General features: G+C 65.6%; 14 protein-coding genes. 3 read left to right on the top strand and 11 right to left on the bottom strand.

The features are described from left to right. The first annotated feature begins 28 nt into the window (after positions 1-28). Together ABIA45_RS13510 and ABIA45_RS13505 are read left to right on the top strand one after the other, a co-directional pair. Entirely contained in the window at positions 29-1,018 is a 990-nt protein-coding gene (locus ABIA45_RS13510) for an ABC transporter ATP-binding protein (protein ID WP_198399679.1), read from the top strand. Continuing rightward, complete coding sequence (locus tag ABIA45_RS13505) at positions 1,015-2,007, top strand: ABC transporter ATP-binding protein (protein ID WP_404652378.1); 993 nt, start codon at positions 1,015-1,017, stop codon at positions 2,005-2,007. Before ABIA45_RS13510 ends, ABIA45_RS13505 begins: the two co-directional genes overlap by 4 nt. Positions 2,008-2,257: 250 nt before the next feature. On the opposite strand, the gene ABIA45_RS13500 is transcribed toward ABIA45_RS13505, so the two are convergent. From ABIA45_RS13500 to ABIA45_RS13450, 11 genes are all read right to left on the bottom strand, one after another. Then, complete coding sequence (locus ABIA45_RS13500) at positions 2,258-2,545, bottom strand: YciI family protein (protein WP_404652376.1); 288 nt, start codon at positions 2,543-2,545, stop codon at positions 2,258-2,260. A gap of 76 nt (positions 2,546-2,621) precedes the next feature. Continuing rightward, positions 2,622-3,596, bottom strand: coding sequence for a sugar ABC transporter substrate-binding protein (locus ABIA45_RS13495; RefSeq protein WP_271541142.1), 975 nt, complete (start codon positions 3,594-3,596; stop codon positions 2,622-2,624). Positions 3,597-3,637: 41 nt separating this feature from the next. Beyond that, the gene (locus ABIA45_RS13490; RefSeq protein ID WP_404652374.1) at positions 3,638-4,615 is read right to left on the bottom strand and encodes an ABC transporter permease; all 978 of its coding nucleotides are present in this window, start codon (positions 4,613-4,615) and stop codon (positions 3,638-3,640) included. Then, a complete protein-coding gene (locus tag ABIA45_RS13485; RefSeq protein WP_404652372.1) occupies positions 4,612-5,562 on the bottom strand; it encodes an ABC transporter permease in 951 nt (316 codons plus the stop codon). The genes ABIA45_RS13490 and ABIA45_RS13485 overlap by 4 nt, the downstream gene beginning before the upstream one ends. Then, entirely contained in the window at positions 5,555-7,078 is a 1,524-nt protein-coding gene (locus tag ABIA45_RS13480) for a sugar ABC transporter ATP-binding protein (RefSeq protein WP_404542091.1), read from the bottom strand. The genes ABIA45_RS13485 and ABIA45_RS13480 overlap by 8 nt, the downstream gene beginning before the upstream one ends. A 10-nt stretch (positions 7,079-7,088) precedes the next feature. Further along, complete coding sequence (locus ABIA45_RS13475) at positions 7,089-8,483, bottom strand: FAD-linked oxidase C-terminal domain-containing protein (RefSeq protein ID WP_404652370.1); 1,395 nt, start codon at positions 8,481-8,483, stop codon at positions 7,089-7,091. 50 nt (positions 8,484-8,533) lie between these two features. Further along, positions 8,534-9,418, bottom strand: coding sequence for an intradiol ring-cleavage dioxygenase (locus ABIA45_RS13470; protein WP_404652368.1), 885 nt, complete (start codon positions 9,416-9,418; stop codon positions 8,534-8,536). A gap of 14 nt (positions 9,419-9,432) precedes the next feature. Beyond that, positions 9,433-10,335 carry an NAD(P)-dependent oxidoreductase gene (locus ABIA45_RS13465; RefSeq protein WP_404652366.1) on the bottom strand — a complete coding sequence of 301 codons (903 nt, stop codon included), beginning with the start codon at positions 10,333-10,335 and terminating at the stop codon, positions 9,433-9,435. Between the two features lie 21 nt (positions 10,336-10,356). Continuing rightward, positions 10,357-11,721 carry an amidohydrolase family protein gene (locus ABIA45_RS13460; RefSeq protein WP_404652365.1) on the bottom strand — a complete coding sequence of 455 codons (1,365 nt, stop codon included), beginning with the start codon at positions 11,719-11,721 and terminating at the stop codon, positions 10,357-10,359. Between the two features lie 4 nt (positions 11,722-11,725). Next, positions 11,726-12,805, bottom strand: coding sequence for a maleylacetate reductase (locus tag ABIA45_RS13455; protein WP_404652363.1), 1,080 nt, complete (start codon positions 12,803-12,805; stop codon positions 11,726-11,728). Beyond that, positions 12,802-13,125 (bottom strand): Dabb family protein, encoded by a 324-nt coding sequence (locus ABIA45_RS13450; RefSeq protein WP_036034831.1) that lies wholly within the window; start codon positions 13,123-13,125, stop codon positions 12,802-12,804. The genes ABIA45_RS13455 and ABIA45_RS13450 overlap by 4 nt, the downstream gene beginning before the upstream one ends. A gap of 107 nt (positions 13,126-13,232) precedes the next feature. Between ABIA45_RS13450 and ABIA45_RS13445 the strand changes: the two genes are divergently transcribed. Next, entirely contained in the window at positions 13,233-14,156 is a 924-nt protein-coding gene (locus ABIA45_RS13445) for a LysR family transcriptional regulator (RefSeq protein ID WP_404652361.1), read from the top strand. The last annotated feature ends 7 nt before the right edge of the window (positions 14,157-14,163 follow it).

Here is a 14,163-nt window from a genome sequence, read left to right as displayed (position 1 = left end):
TGTCTGTGATGGATCGAGGCTGATTGCGATGGCTTTGCTCGAAGTCGAGAACCTCCAGACCCATTTCCGCACGCCCGGCGGCATCAACCGCGCGGTCGACGGGGTGTCCTTCCATGTCAACGAGGGTGAGACGCTCGCCATCGTCGGCGAGTCCGGTTGCGGCAAGTCGGTGACATCGATGTCCTTGATGCGGCTGATTCCGGAGCCGCCGGGCCGGATCGCAGGCAGCATCCGCTTCGCGGGCAGGGATCTCCTGAAACTGTCCGACCGCGAGATGCGCGCGATCCGCGGCAACGACATCTCGATGATCTTTCAGGAACCGATGACGAGCCTGAACCCGGTGCTCACCGTCGGCCGCCAGATCCGCGAGACCTTGATGATCCATCAGGGCCTCGACAAGCAGGCGGCGGAGGCGCATGCGGTCGAGATGCTGACGCTGGTCGGCATTCCCGAGCCGAAGCGGCGTGTTGGCGAATATCCGCACCAGCTGTCCGGCGGCATGCGCCAGCGCGTGATGATCGCGGTTGCGCTGGCCTGCAATCCCAAGCTTCTCATTGCGGACGAGCCGACCACCGCGCTCGACGTGACGATCCAAGCGCAGATCCTCAAGCTGATGCTGGACCTGAAGCGCCGGGTCGGAGCGGCCATCATCCTGATCACCCACGATCTCGGCGTCGTCGCCGAGATCGCCGAGCGTGTCATGGTGATGTATGCCGGCCGCAAGGTCGAGGAGGCGCCGGTGGCCGAGCTGTTCCGCTCCCCGCGCCATCCCTATACGCAGGGCCTGTTAGGCGCGGTGCCGAAGCTCGGCTCTTCGCTTGCGGGCACCGCGACCCGTCTTGCCGAGATCCCTGGGCAGGTCCCTGATCTCCGCAAGCCCATTATCGGCTGCGTCTTCGCCGGCCGCTGTGCGCTTGCCACCGATGTCTGCCGGCAATATGCGCCGGGACTGGAAGAGAAGGGGCCGCGCCACATCGCGGCCTGTCACTACGCTGCCAAGGGAGCCGTCGCGGCATGAGTCCTCCGCTGCTCCAGGTCAACGACCTCAAGAAGCATTTTCCGGTCAAGAGCGGCCTGTTCGGCCGCAAGTCCGAGTTCGTATATGCGGTGGACGGCGTCTCCTTCGAGATCGCGCGCGGCGAGACACTGTCGCTGGTCGGCGAGTCCGGCTGCGGCAAATCGACGGTCGGCCGCGCCATCCTGCGGCTGTTCGAGATCACCTCGGGCCAGGTCATCCTCGACGGCCAGAGGATCGACGATGCCGCACCAGGCACGATGCGCCAGATGCGTCGCCGCGTGCAGGTGGTGTTCCAGGATCCGTTCTCGAGCCTCAATCCGCGCATGCGCGTGCGCGACATTCTCGCCGAGCCGATCCGCAATTTCGGCCTCGCCAAATCTGCAGAGGATCTCGAGGTCCGTGTCACATCGCTGATGGACACGGTGCGCCTGCCGCGCGAAGCCTTGAGCCGCAGGCCGCACGAATTCTCCGGTGGTCAGCGTCAGCGCATCGGCATCGCGCGGGCGCTGGCGGCCGAGCCCGAGCTGATCGTCTGCGACGAGGCGGTCTCCGCGCTCGATGTCTCGGTCAAGGCGCAGATCGTCAATCTCTTGCAGGATCTCCAGCGCGAGTTCGGTCTCGCGCTACTGTTCATCAGCCACGATCTTGCCATCGTCGAGCATATGACCCATCGCGTCGCGGTGATGTATCTCGGCAAGATCGTCGAGGTGGCCCCGCGCCGCGAGATCTTTGCCGCGCCAAGGCATCCCTACACCAAGGCGCTGCTTTCGGCCGTGCCGCTGCCGGAGCCCGGAGCCCAGCGCAACCCCATCATCCTCAAGGGCGACGTGCCGAGCCCGATCAATCCGCCGAAGGGATGCCGATTCCACACCCGTTGCCCCTTCGTCTTCGACCGCTGCCGGACCGAGGAGCCGACGCTGCGCGCCGCGGGTCCTGAGCAGTGGGTCGCCTGCCATCTCGAAGAGGCTGCGCCGGCAATGAGCAGCTGAGGGGACCTGACGCCAGTCCGCGTCGCGCACTCACGCCGACGCTTGGACGGGTGCCTGGGCAAGGGCGGACTGACATCGGGTGATGATGGCATTATGCCCCTGTTTTGCCCGACGAGTCAAAATCCACCGCCAATTTAGGGCGGCATTGGCCTCGGAAGCGAGGCCGCACGGCGCATCGGAAATTCGTAAGCAAAAACAAGCCCGTTCTACTGTGCATGGGGTTGTTTTCGCACTTTCGATGAGGCCGGTCTCATCCCTGCCGGCGCAGGAAGCCGGTGATCGTGACCTTTTCCCAGATGCCGGCTGCGGCAAAGGGATCTGCACGGTTGAAAGCTTCGACCTCGGCGCGGCCGGGGGCCTCGATGAGGAACAGGCTGCCGATCATGGTCTGGCCGTCGTCGGAGACGAGCGGACCGGACATCACGATCTTGACGCCGAAGCGCGAGGTGTCGCTGAGGAAAGCCTTGTGGGCATCGTAATTGACGAGCCGCGTCGGCAACGCGCCGGTGCGGTCGAGGGCGTGAATGGCGAACAGCATGCTGTCTCCGTTTCTTGGCTTCATTCTTGGGACGGCCGCGGGCTGCGGCCGTCCGGGCTTGGTGCGATCGGGTCGTCTACTTCGCGCTGAGCTTGCCGGCGTCTTCGAAGGTCGGGCAGGTCCGCTGCTCCAGCGGCACGTCGAACGGCCCGTAATTGTCCTTGGTGATCACCGTCGGCTTCAGCACGATCTCGCTGATAACAGGCTGGCCCCGCAAGGAGCGGATTGCCATCATGGTGCCGAGGCAGCCTTGCGCAAAGCCGTTGTAGTCGCCGCTCGCCAGCAGCTTGCCGGACTTGATTGCGTCGATCGCCTCCTTGGTGCCGTTGATGCCGATCACCTGCGCCTTGCGGTTGGCGCCGTCGAGCGCCTCGATCGCGCCGACCGCCATGGCGTCGTTGGCCGCCAGCACGCCGTCGATCTGCGAATTCGACTGCATCAAGTTCTCCATCACCTGGAGCGCTTGGAGCCGCTGGTAGTTGCCGGGCTGCGAGGCCAAGAGCTTGGCGCCGGGCGCTTCCTTTAGCGCGTCGTTGAAGCCGCGGACGCGGTCGACATTGGTCAGCGAGCCCTTGACGCCCTCGATGATGACGATGTTGCCCTTGCCGCCGAGCGTCTTCAGCAGAAAGCGCGCGGTCTCCAGCCCGAGGCTGTAATCGTCGGCGCCGACGAAGGACAGGAACTTGCCTCCGGCAGAACGGTCGGTGATGTTGACGACCGGGATCTTGGCTTCGTTGATCTTCTCGACGCCCGGCACCATTGCCTTGTAATCGACCGGCGTGAACACGATCGCGCTCGGCTTCTTCACCACGACGTCCTCGATCTGGCTGAGCTGCTCGGGAATCGAGTCCGGCTTGGTCGGGATGTATTGCAGCGTCTTCGCGTTCAGCACCTTCGCCATGTTGTCGGCGCCGACCCGCACCGTCTGGAAGAACGGGTTGGTCTGGTTCTTGGTGAAGACCGCGATGGTCTCGCCGTCCGCATGTGCCGCATTCGTGAACGCGGCCACCATCAGCAGCGGCAGCGCCACACAGCCAATTGTCTTTCTCATATTGCCTCCATCCCTCATTTTGCTTGTTGGATTGCCAGAACTCATTGCGCGCGGCGGCGGGTCTTCATGTCGAGCCAAACCGCGAGAATGACGATGACGCCGGTGACGAGCGGCTGCCAATTGGCGCTGACCGCGAGCAGGTTCATGCCGTTCAGCACCAGGGTCAGGATCAGCGCGCCGATGAAGGTGCCGAACACGGTGCCAACGCCACCGAACAGCGAGGTGCCCCCGATCAGAACGGCCGCGATCGCCGGCAGCGTCAGGCTCTCGCCGATGTCGGCCTCGGCCGAATTGAGCCGCGACAGGAAGATGATCGAGGCCAGTCCCGCCATGGTGCCTGAGACCGCGTAGACCAGCAGCAGGCGGCGCGCCACCGGGATGCCGGAGAGGCGCGCGGCGACCGGATTGGCGCCGATCGCATAGATCTCCTGGCCCCAGACCGTGCGCTGCGCGAAGAACGTCCCGATCCCGAGGAACACCAGGAGCAGATAGACCGGGATCGGCAGACCGAACAGATAGCCGCTGCCGATCTGGCGGAAGCCGGCGGGGAAGCCGTGCAGGGTCTCGCCCGCCATGTACCAATAGGTGAGGCCGTTCAGCACCCAGAGCATGCCATAGGTGGCGATGAAGGAGGGGATGCGCAGCGCCGTGACCATGATGCCGTTGATCAGGCCGACGATGCCGCCGCAGGCAAGCCCGGTGAGGATGCCGAGCGCGGGCGAACCGGTCGTGTGGATCACGGTGCCGGCGAGGCAGGCGGACAGCGCGACATTGGCGCCGACGGAGAGATCGAGGCCGGCCGTGAGCACCACCAGCGTCAGGCCGGAGGCGATGAAGAAGGTCAGGCTCGCTTGCCTCAGCACGTTGAGGATGTTGCCGAGGCTCAGGAAGGAATCGCTGAGCACGGCGAGCACGGCGCAGATCAGGAAAGCGGCGAGCAGGCGATAGAACAGCTGGACCGCGTCCTGCGACAGGAAAGAGCGGGGCGGCGCCATGGCGCCCTTGGTGATGTCGGTCATGTGCGGCTCCTGAGGCCGTCGAGGAACAGGGCAACGATCACGAGCACGCCGACGCTGGCGACCTGCACCGAGGAGGGCAGCGAGATCAGGTTCAGCCCGTTGCGCAGCACGCCGACGGAGAGAACCCCGAGCAGCGTACCGAGCAGCCAGCCATTGCCGCGCTCGAACGAGGTGCCGCCGACGGCGACGGCCGCGATGGCATCGAATTCCAGACCGAGGCCCGCGGTGGGGTGACCGGAGTTCATGCGTGCGGTCATCAACAGGCCGGCGATGCCGGCCATGGCGCCGCCGATCGCGTAGACCGCGATCAGCAGCCTGTTGGGCGAGAGGCCGGCATAGCGCAGTGCCTCGCGGTTGCCGCCCAGGGCAAAGATGTAGGTGCCGAACCGGGTGTGATAGAGCAGGCCGTGAAAGGCCGCATAGGTCACCAGCGCCATCACGATCGGCACGGGGATGCCTGCTAGCGTCGCCGAGTAGATGTCGCGCACGCTGTGGGGAATGCCGACCACGCTCTGGCCGTCGCTGACGATCAGCGACAGGCCCTGCGCCATGCCGAGCGTGCCGAGGGTCGCGACGAACGGCGGTATGCCGAGAATGGCGACTAGCCAGCCGTTGGCAACGCCAAAGGCCGTGCCGACCAGAAGGCCGGCGCCGAGGCCCAGTAGCATCGACTTGGTCGCGAGCGACACGATCGCCACGCAGAGCGAAGTCAGCGTCAGCACCGCGCCCATCGACAGGTCCAGCCCCTCCGTCATGATGATCAGCGTCATCGGCAGCGCGAGCATGGTCAGGATGGTCGACTGCACCAGCACGTTGGAGAGGTTGGCGACCGACAGGAAGCCGGGCGCGATCACGCTGAACAGCGCGATCAGCAGCACCAGCACCATGGCAACGCCGGGAATGCGCTGCAGCGGATTGGGTTGAGCGACGACCGCGACCTCACGCATGATGCATCCCCAATCGCACGATGTTCTCCTCGGTCAATTCGTTGCGTGACAAATGTCCCGCGATGCGCCCCTCGCGCATCACATAGGCGCGGTCGCAGACATGGCAGATCTCGACCTGCTCGGACGAGATCATCAGCGCCGCCGCGCCGTCCGCCACGAGGCGGTCGATCAGCGCGAAGATCTCCGACTTGGCGCCGATGTCGATGCCCCGCGTCGGCTCGTCGAAGATGAAGAGCTTCGAGCCGGCGGCGAGCCATTTGCCGATCACGACCTTCTGCTGGTTGCCGCCGGAGAGCAGGCCGACGGTCTGGCGTGCGCTCGGCGTCGCGATGCGGAGCTGCCGGATCAGGCCGTCGGCGGTACGCTGGGCCGAGCGTTGGTCGAACAGCCCGCTCGGGAACAGTTTTTTCAGCGCCGACACCACCAGATTGTCGCTGACGGATCGCAGCAGCGCGAGGCCTTCGCTCTTGCGGCTCTCCGGGATCAGCGCGATGCCGCGGCGGGCGGCGAGATCCGGCTCGCCGGACATGCTCTTGCCGTCGAAGATGATCTCGCCCGAGGCCACGGGATCGGCGCCGAAGATGGCGCGGGCGACCTCGCTGCGGCCGGAGCCGACCAGGCCGCACAGCCCGACGATCTCGCCGCGGCGCACCTCGATGTTGATGTCGGAGATGCCGGTGGGCGCGGAGAGGCCCTTGACCTCGAGCAGCACCTCGCCGGGCTTGTCGGCGAAATGGCGCGGATAGGTCATGTCGACGTTGCGGCCGACCATCATGCGGACCAGCTGGTCCGGCGTGACGTCGGCGGGCCGGACTCCGTCGATGCGGCGGCCGTCGCGCAGCACGGTGATGCGATCGCCGAGCGCGAACACCTCGGCCATGCGGTGCGAGATATAGACGATCGAGACGCCGTCGGCCTTCAGCCGCGCAATCAGCGCGAACAAAAGCTCGGTCTCGCGGTCGGACAGTGCCGCTGTCGGCTCGTCCATGACGAGGATGCGGGCGTTCTGGCTGATCGCCTTGGCGATCTCGACCATCTGCTGCTGCGCGACGCCGAGCTTGTCGACGGTGGTGGCGGGATCGATGTCGAAGCCGATGGTGTCGAGCACGCGCCTTGCGTCAGCCAATATCCTGCGACGGTCGATGGTGCCGGGAATGCGGCCCTTCGGCTCGCGGCCAAGAAAGATGTTCTGGGCGATGTCGAGATGGGGGACCAGCGAGAATTCCTGGAAGATCACGGCGATGCCGAGCTTCTGCGCATCGGCGGTCGAAGAGATCGCGACCCTCTCGCCGTTGTAATAGAACTCGCCCGCGTCGGCGCGATACGCGCCGCACAGCACCTTCATCAGGCTCGACTTGCCGGCGCCGTTCTCGCCCAGCAGCATATGGACTTCGCCGGGGTAGACGGCAAAGGACACGTCGTCGAGCGCCTTGACGCCCGGAAACTCCTTGCTGATGCCGCGCAGCTCCAGCAGCGGCGTGGGTGAGGTGACCTCGATCGGGAGCGCGTCGCTCATGGCGTATTGCTCATGTTTTGGCTCTGCCAGCAAAAATCTTTCCGGGGTTCATCAATCCGTCGGGATCGAGCGCCGCCTTGATCGATCGCATCACGTCCACGGCCTCGCCGAGCTCGTCGGTGAGATAGTCGATCTTGCCGAGCCCGATGCCGTGCTCGCCGGTGCAGGTGCCGTCCATGGTGATGGCACGCGCGACCATGCGGGCCTGCAGCGCCTTGGCGCCTTCGGCCTCCTCCGGTTTTGTCGGGTCGATCAGGATCAGCATGTGGAAATTGCCATCGCCGACATGGCCGACGATCGGCGCGGTGAAGCCATGCTCGTCCGCGTCACGACGCGTCTCGGTCAGGCATTCGGCGAGACGCGAGATCGGCACGCAGACGTCGGTGATGACGGCGCGTGCGCCGGGGCGCAGGCCGAGGCCCGCATAGAGCGTGTTGTCGCGGGCATGCCAGAGCCGGCTGCGGTCTTCCTGCGCTTTGGCCCAGGCAAAGCCATGGCCGCCATGATCGGCTGCGATCGCCTGCGCGGCTTCGGCCTGCTCGGCGACGGAGGTTTCGGAGCCGTGGAATTCGAAGAACAGCGTGGGGGCCTCGCGATAGCCGAGCTTGGCGTAGGCATTGATGCCCCGCATCATGACGTCATCGAGCAGCTCGATGCGGGCCACGGGGATCGCGGACTGGATCACGGAGATCGCGGTGTCCACCGCATCGTGCAGGGTGTCGAAGCTGCAGACCGCGGCCGAGATCGCCTGCGGCACCGGGTGCACCTTCAGCGTGATCTCCGTGATGACGCCGAGCGTGCCTTCCGCGCCGACGAACATGCGCGTCAGATCATAGCCCGCCGCCGATTTCCGCGCGCGCCGGGCAGTGCGGATGATGCGCCCGTCGGCCAGCACGACCTCGAGCGCCATGACGTTGTCTTTCATGGTGCCGTAGCGCACCGCCATCGTGCCGGAGGCGCGCGTCGAGGTCATGCCGCCGATCGAGGCGTCGGCGCCGGGATCGATCGGGAAGAACAGGCCGGTATTGCGCAGCTCAGCATTCAGTTGCTTGCGTGTGATGCCGGGCTGCACCACGACGTCCATGTCGCTGTCGTGCAGGCTGAGCACCTTGTTCATGCGCGCGAAGTCGAAGCAGACGCCGCCGGCGACCGCCGCCGCATTGCCTTCGAGCGAGGTCCCGGCGCCGAACGGGACGATCGGCATGCCCACGCCGGCGCAGAGCTTGACGATTTCTGCGACCTCCTGCGTGGTCTCAGGGAAGACCACGATGTCGGGCGGTAGGCTCTGATAGTGCGACTCGCTCTGCCCATGCTGATCGAGCACGCCGCGCGCGACGCTCGCGCGCGGACCGATCATTCCAGCAAGGCGCTCGGCCACAATGCCCGTGCTGACCCGCGGTCCCATCCTCAGCTCCCGTCCCTGTTTTACGGACTCTTGTTGGTCCGCTGTTGAGCTTAAGCGGCTCTTGCGTTGCTTGCGACCTGCTTCAGGCCGAAATCATAGTTGAGATGAAAATAGTCGCGCTCCACCATGCGACCATCCGGCGCACGGCCGGCCGGATGACGGACGAAGTTGCGGATCAGGCTGTCCTTGACGCCGAACACGACGTCGCTGTCGAGATATTGGTCGCCGGCAACGAACACGTGCGTCACCAGCTGCTCGAAACCTGGCGCTGAGATCATGAAGTGCACGTGCGCCGGGCGCCAGGGATGGCGTCCCTGCACCTCCAGCATCTCGCCGACCGGTCCGTCATGCGGAATCGGGTAGGCGGCCGGCTTGATCGACCAGAAATGGAAGCAGCCGTTGGCATCGGTGTGGAAGCGGGCGCGCATCGCGAGATCGCCGATCTCATCGAGCTGCTGCACGTCGTAATAGCCGTCGTCGTCGGAGTGCCAGACGTCCACGATGGCGCCGGCGAGCGGCTTTCCGTCCACGGTCGAGACCGAGCCGGTGACCAGCATGGGATCGCCATCCATCGGCCCGGAGATGTCAGCGCCGCTGTCCTTCTCGGGCGCAGCCTGGACGAAGAACGGCCCGAGCACCGTGGTCTCGGTCGCGCCTTCGGGCACCGGATGGTTGATGGCATCGACCAGCATGGAGACGCCGAGCGTGTCCGACAGCAGGATGAACTCCTGGCGCTTGTCGGTGCACATATGCCCGGTGCGGGTCAGGAAGTCGATGCCGTATTCCCACTCCTTCTGGGTCGGCCGCACCTCGCGGACGAAGGCGTGAAGATGCCGCACCAGCGCTTCGCTCACCTGCTTGATGCGCGGATCGGTCGCGCCCGCGATCCGCTCCAGCACCGCGTCCGTGATCGTGTTTTCGTTGAAGTTACGCATGTGTATCTCCGCGATCAGAGTTTTGGTTCGCCGAGGCCGGACAGTCGTTCGAGATGCTTGACGGTCGCAATGAAGTCGGTGTCGCCGTCGCCTTGCGCGACCAGCGCGCCATAGGTCTCGCGCACTTGCGCGGCAAGCTGCAGCGGCACGCCGACGGCGTGGCCGGCGCCCAGGATCAGGTCGAGATCCTTCGCCATCTGCTTGCAGGAGAAGGTGGACTCGAAGTCGCGAGTCCGTAGCGGCGCGGTCTTGTACTTCACCATGGGCGAGGCGACTGCGCTATCGTCGAGCACCTTCAGGATATCCTGCCAGGCAATGCCGCCCTTGCGCGCGAGCGCCAGGCTCTCGGCCATCATTGCCGCCGAGACCGCGATCATCAGGTTGACCGAGAGTTTTGCGTAACGCGCTTCCTCGGCCGGGCCGAGATAGGTCTGGGCGCGGGTGAATGCGGTGAACAGCGGCTTTGCGCTCTCGAACGCGTCCTTCGGCCCCGAGACGAAGCAGGTCAGCGCGCCGGTGTGCACGATGCTGGCATTGCCGGAGACCGGCGCGCGCAGATAGGCAATGCCGCGTGCCTGCGCGGCGGCCGCAATCTCAGCCGAGGCGTCGACACTCACGGTGCTGGTTTCGATCAGGACGGCACCTTGTGCCATCGCGGCGACCAGGCCGGCGGGGCCGAGCAACGCGCTGCGCAAGGCGGCGTCGTCGGGCAGGGACGTGATCACGGCCGCCTTGCCGCTCACGGTCTCGGCCGGCGAAGCGGCAATCGCAATGCCCTGCGCGTGAGCCTCGCTGATCCTCGCCGCGCTCTGATCGAACGCGGTGACGGTGTAGCCGGCTTTCGCGACGAGCACCGACATCGGCAGGCCCATCTTGCCGATCCCGATGAAAGCAACATTCTTCGAAGCGTCAGTCATTGTTCTGGTCCATTGGCGCCTTCAGGCGGCGTGTCCCTGTCGTTCGATATCCTGCACCAGCCGCCGGCCGGATTGTGCCAGCAACTCCTTCTTCGTCTCGAGTCCCTCGACCAGAAGCCGGCCGTTCCTCTTCTGCCAAACGCCGCCGATCATGACGGCCTCGATGTTGGCGAGGCTCGTCTGCATCACGACAGTTGCGATCGGGTCATGCACCGGATGAAGATTGAAATCGGAGGCGTTGATGATGACGAGGTCGGCGAGCTTGCCCGGCGTCAGCGAGCCGATCTGGTGCTCGCGGCCGAGCATGCGGGCGCCTTCCGTCGTGACCCAGCGCAGCGCTTCGCGCACGGGAATCGTGGTCGTCGCCGGAATGGCGCCACTCACTTTGCGCGATTCCGCATTGTCCAGTGCCCGCTGCATCGACAGCGCAACGCGCGCGGCGGAGAGGAGATCGCCGGCCAGCACGGACTCCAGGTCGATGCCGATGGTCGGCCGCACGCCGCGCTTCAGAAGGCGGCCGGTGATCGGAAAGCCATGGCCCTGGATCATCTCGTTCTCGGGCGTCACCGAGAACGATACGCCGAGATCGACGAGACGATCGAGCAGATCATCGGGCAGATCGTTGCCATGGACGATGTTGATGCCGGGGTCGACGAGGCCGACCTCGAGCAGCTTTTCCCAGCCGCCGGGCGTCTTCGCCGGACCGCCGCCGTGATGCATCGATGCGATCAGGTTCAGCTCCCGCGCCAGGCGGAAATCGTGCATGGCGACGTCGAGCGTCGAATAATGCGGACCGAGGATGGCGAGCCCGAGCGTGACGAGTCCATTGCGGTCGGCGAGGGGACCCGCCAGCAACCGCTCGACCTCGCGGCGCGGATGCGGCACTTCCGAGAAATGCGGCTCGCCCGGCTTCGGCTCGGGCTTCGGTGAGCCGTGGAAGAACGCGGCGCGGATGCCGCTTTCGATCAGGCCGCGCACGGCGGCGTCGGTATGGTCCGGCGTCGGGTTGTTGTGGCACCAGTCGACCAGCGTGGTGACGCCGTGATTGATCTGGTTCAGCGCGCCGACAAGGGTTGCGATGTAGATGTCGTCGGGCCGGAACACGGTGGCGAGGCCCGCATGCATGCGGCGGAAATATTCCAGCAGCGTCCAGTTCGCTGCAAAGCCGCGCAAGCCGGTCTGCCAAGTATGCATATGTGCGTTGATCAGGCCGGGAATGACGATGCGGCCCGTGCCGTCGACGACCTCCGTGTCGGCCGCAGCGTCGATCGACGGGCGCACCTCGGCGATCCGGCTGCCCTCGACCAGCACATCGCCGGTCGCGAGATCGCCGATCGCGTCATCCATGCTGATGACGGTGGCGGATCTGATCAGGGTGCGCCGCATCGCCTCACGCCGCCGCTTTGATGGCGCTTGGCGGCTCGCCGGCGAAGGCGCGTGCAATCAAGTCGCGAATGGCGCCACGCTCGAGCGGGCGCGGGTTCCAATAGGCGTTGGTGACGGCGAGATCGGCCGCCTTGTCGATGCCGCTCTCGGGCATGCCGACATCGCGCAGCGCGACCTTCGCACCCAGTCGCTTCGCAAGATCGAAAAGTCCCTGCGATGCGTCGGTCGCGCCGATCGCGCGCGCGATCCGCGCCATCGCGTCGGGCACGGCCGGCGCGTTGTAGGCCAGCGCATGCGGCAGCACGATGGTGTGGGTTTCGGCGTGCGGCAGGTCGAAGGTGCCGCCGAGCGTATGGCAGAGCTTGTGATGCAGCGCCATGCCGACAGTGCCCAGGCAGACACCGCACAGCCAGGCGCCATAGAGCGCCTCGGTGCGGGCCTCGCGATCGTCGCTGTTGGCGGCAATACCGGGCAAAGCGCGCGCCAGCGCGCGGATGCCTTCTTCGGCCATCAGCGAGGTGACAGGATTGGCGTCGCGCGCGTAGAGCGCCTCGACCGCATGCGCGATCGCGTTAATGCCGGATGTTGCGGCCAGACTCGCCGGCAGCGTCAACGTCAGGTCGACGTCGTAGATCACGGTCTCCGGCAGCACGGCCGCATCGCGCACCGTGGTCTTCAGCCCGTTCTCGGTCTGGCCGACGATCGGCGTCATCTCCGAGCCGGCATAGGTGGTGGGAATGCAGAGCTGGTTGACGCCGGTACGCAAGGCCAAAGCCTTGCCGAGCCCGGTGGTCGAGCCGCCGCCGAGCGAGACGACGCAATCGGCCTCGCATGTCTTCATCACCGCGAGCGCGCGTTGCGTGACCTCGACCGGCGTGTGCATGGTGGCGCCGGAAAAGATGCCGGCATAGAGCGGGCCGAGCGCTGCGCCGAGGCTCTTGCCCTGCGCCTCCTGCTGCGGCGTCGTCAACACCAGCGCACGCTTGCCGCCGAGCCGCTCGACCTCGGCCCTGGCGCTCGCCAGCGTTCCGCTGCCGAACACGACGCGGCAGGGCAGGTTTTCGAAGGTGAACGAACCGATCATGCGCCGGTCTCTTTGATGGGATAATCGACCTGGAAGCGCCCGATCCGCAAGTCGCCTAGCGCCTCGCGCACACGCAGATGTTCCGGGTGGTTGGCGTAGGCCGCAAGCGCCGCCTGGTCCGTGAATTCGGAGAACAGCACCACGTCGCAGGCGTAATCGACCGCGCTGACGTCCATGCCGACTTCGATATGGGTGAGGCCGTCGATCCGGCCTTTGAGGCCCTCGAACAAGGTCTTGACCTTGAGCCGGGCGGCCGAGCGCTCCGCGGGCGTCTCCCCGCGCAGTCGCCACATCACGATGTGCCTGATCGGGCCCGACATTTCCTGATTTCCTCGCCTGCAATGGTGCTTTGTTGGCGCCATTTTGCCTTGCAGAAAACGGAAATAAAGGTCAAAGTTTGTAAGTCTCTTTTCCTCGTTTCGCAAAAATGGACCGGCTGCTTCAACTCGAGGTCTTCTCCAAAACCGCTGAGCTCGGCAGCCTTTCCAAGGCCGCCGAAATACTGCGGATGTCGAACGCCGCTGCGAGCCGCCATCTCAGTGCGCTGGAGGAGCGGCTTGCGGTCCGGCTGATCGAGCGCAACACGCGCCGGCAATGGCTGACCGAAGCGGGACAGGAACTGCTGCAGCGGTGCAGCACGCTTCTGAACGAGCTCGCCGAGGCCGAGGACGCCGTCTCCGACCGCGCGCTGTCGCCGAAGGGCATGCTGCGCGTGACGAGCTCGCTCTCCTTTGCGATGATCTATCTCGCGCCGATGCTGCCCGCCTTCCGCGCGCTCTATCCTGATCTCAGCGTGCAGATCATCAGCGCGAACCGCTACCTCGATTTCATCGAGGCCGGCATCGACGTTGCGATCCGCACCCGCGAGCACGAGCCGGATTCAAACATCGTCGTCCGCCGCATCGGTCAGATGCACCGCGTGCTCGCGGCCGCTCCCTCCTACCTCGAGAAGCACGGCCGGCCCGAACATCCCGCCGATCTCGCCCGCCACAACATGCTGATCTACAACCTCGCCAATGATCCCTATTCGCTGCGGCTGAGCCAGGGCAGCACGACGCAGACGATCCGGATCGCGCCGACGCTCGACAGCAATGACGGCCAGATCATCTGTGGCGCGGCGCGCGCGGGGCTCGGCATCCTGATCCAGCCGCTCTATATCGTGCAGGGCGATATCGCGGCTGCGCGGCTGGTGCCTGTCCTGAGCGATTGGCAGCTGCCGTTGCTCACCATGAACATCGCCTATCAGAACCGCGTCAGGCTGCCGGCCAAGATCAGGGTGTTCTCCGACTTCCTCGTCAGCTACATCCGGGAGCATTCAGAGCCAGGGATCTGGATCGACGCGGCGAAGTGAGCGGAAG

It is taken from the genome of Bradyrhizobium sp. USDA 336, assembly GCF_044908355.1.
GTDB lineage: Bacteria > Pseudomonadota > Alphaproteobacteria > Rhizobiales > Xanthobacteraceae > Bradyrhizobium > Bradyrhizobium yuanmingense.
The sequence above is the reverse complement of the archived record's forward strand: the minus strand, read 5'-3'. Positions and strand labels throughout refer to the sequence as shown.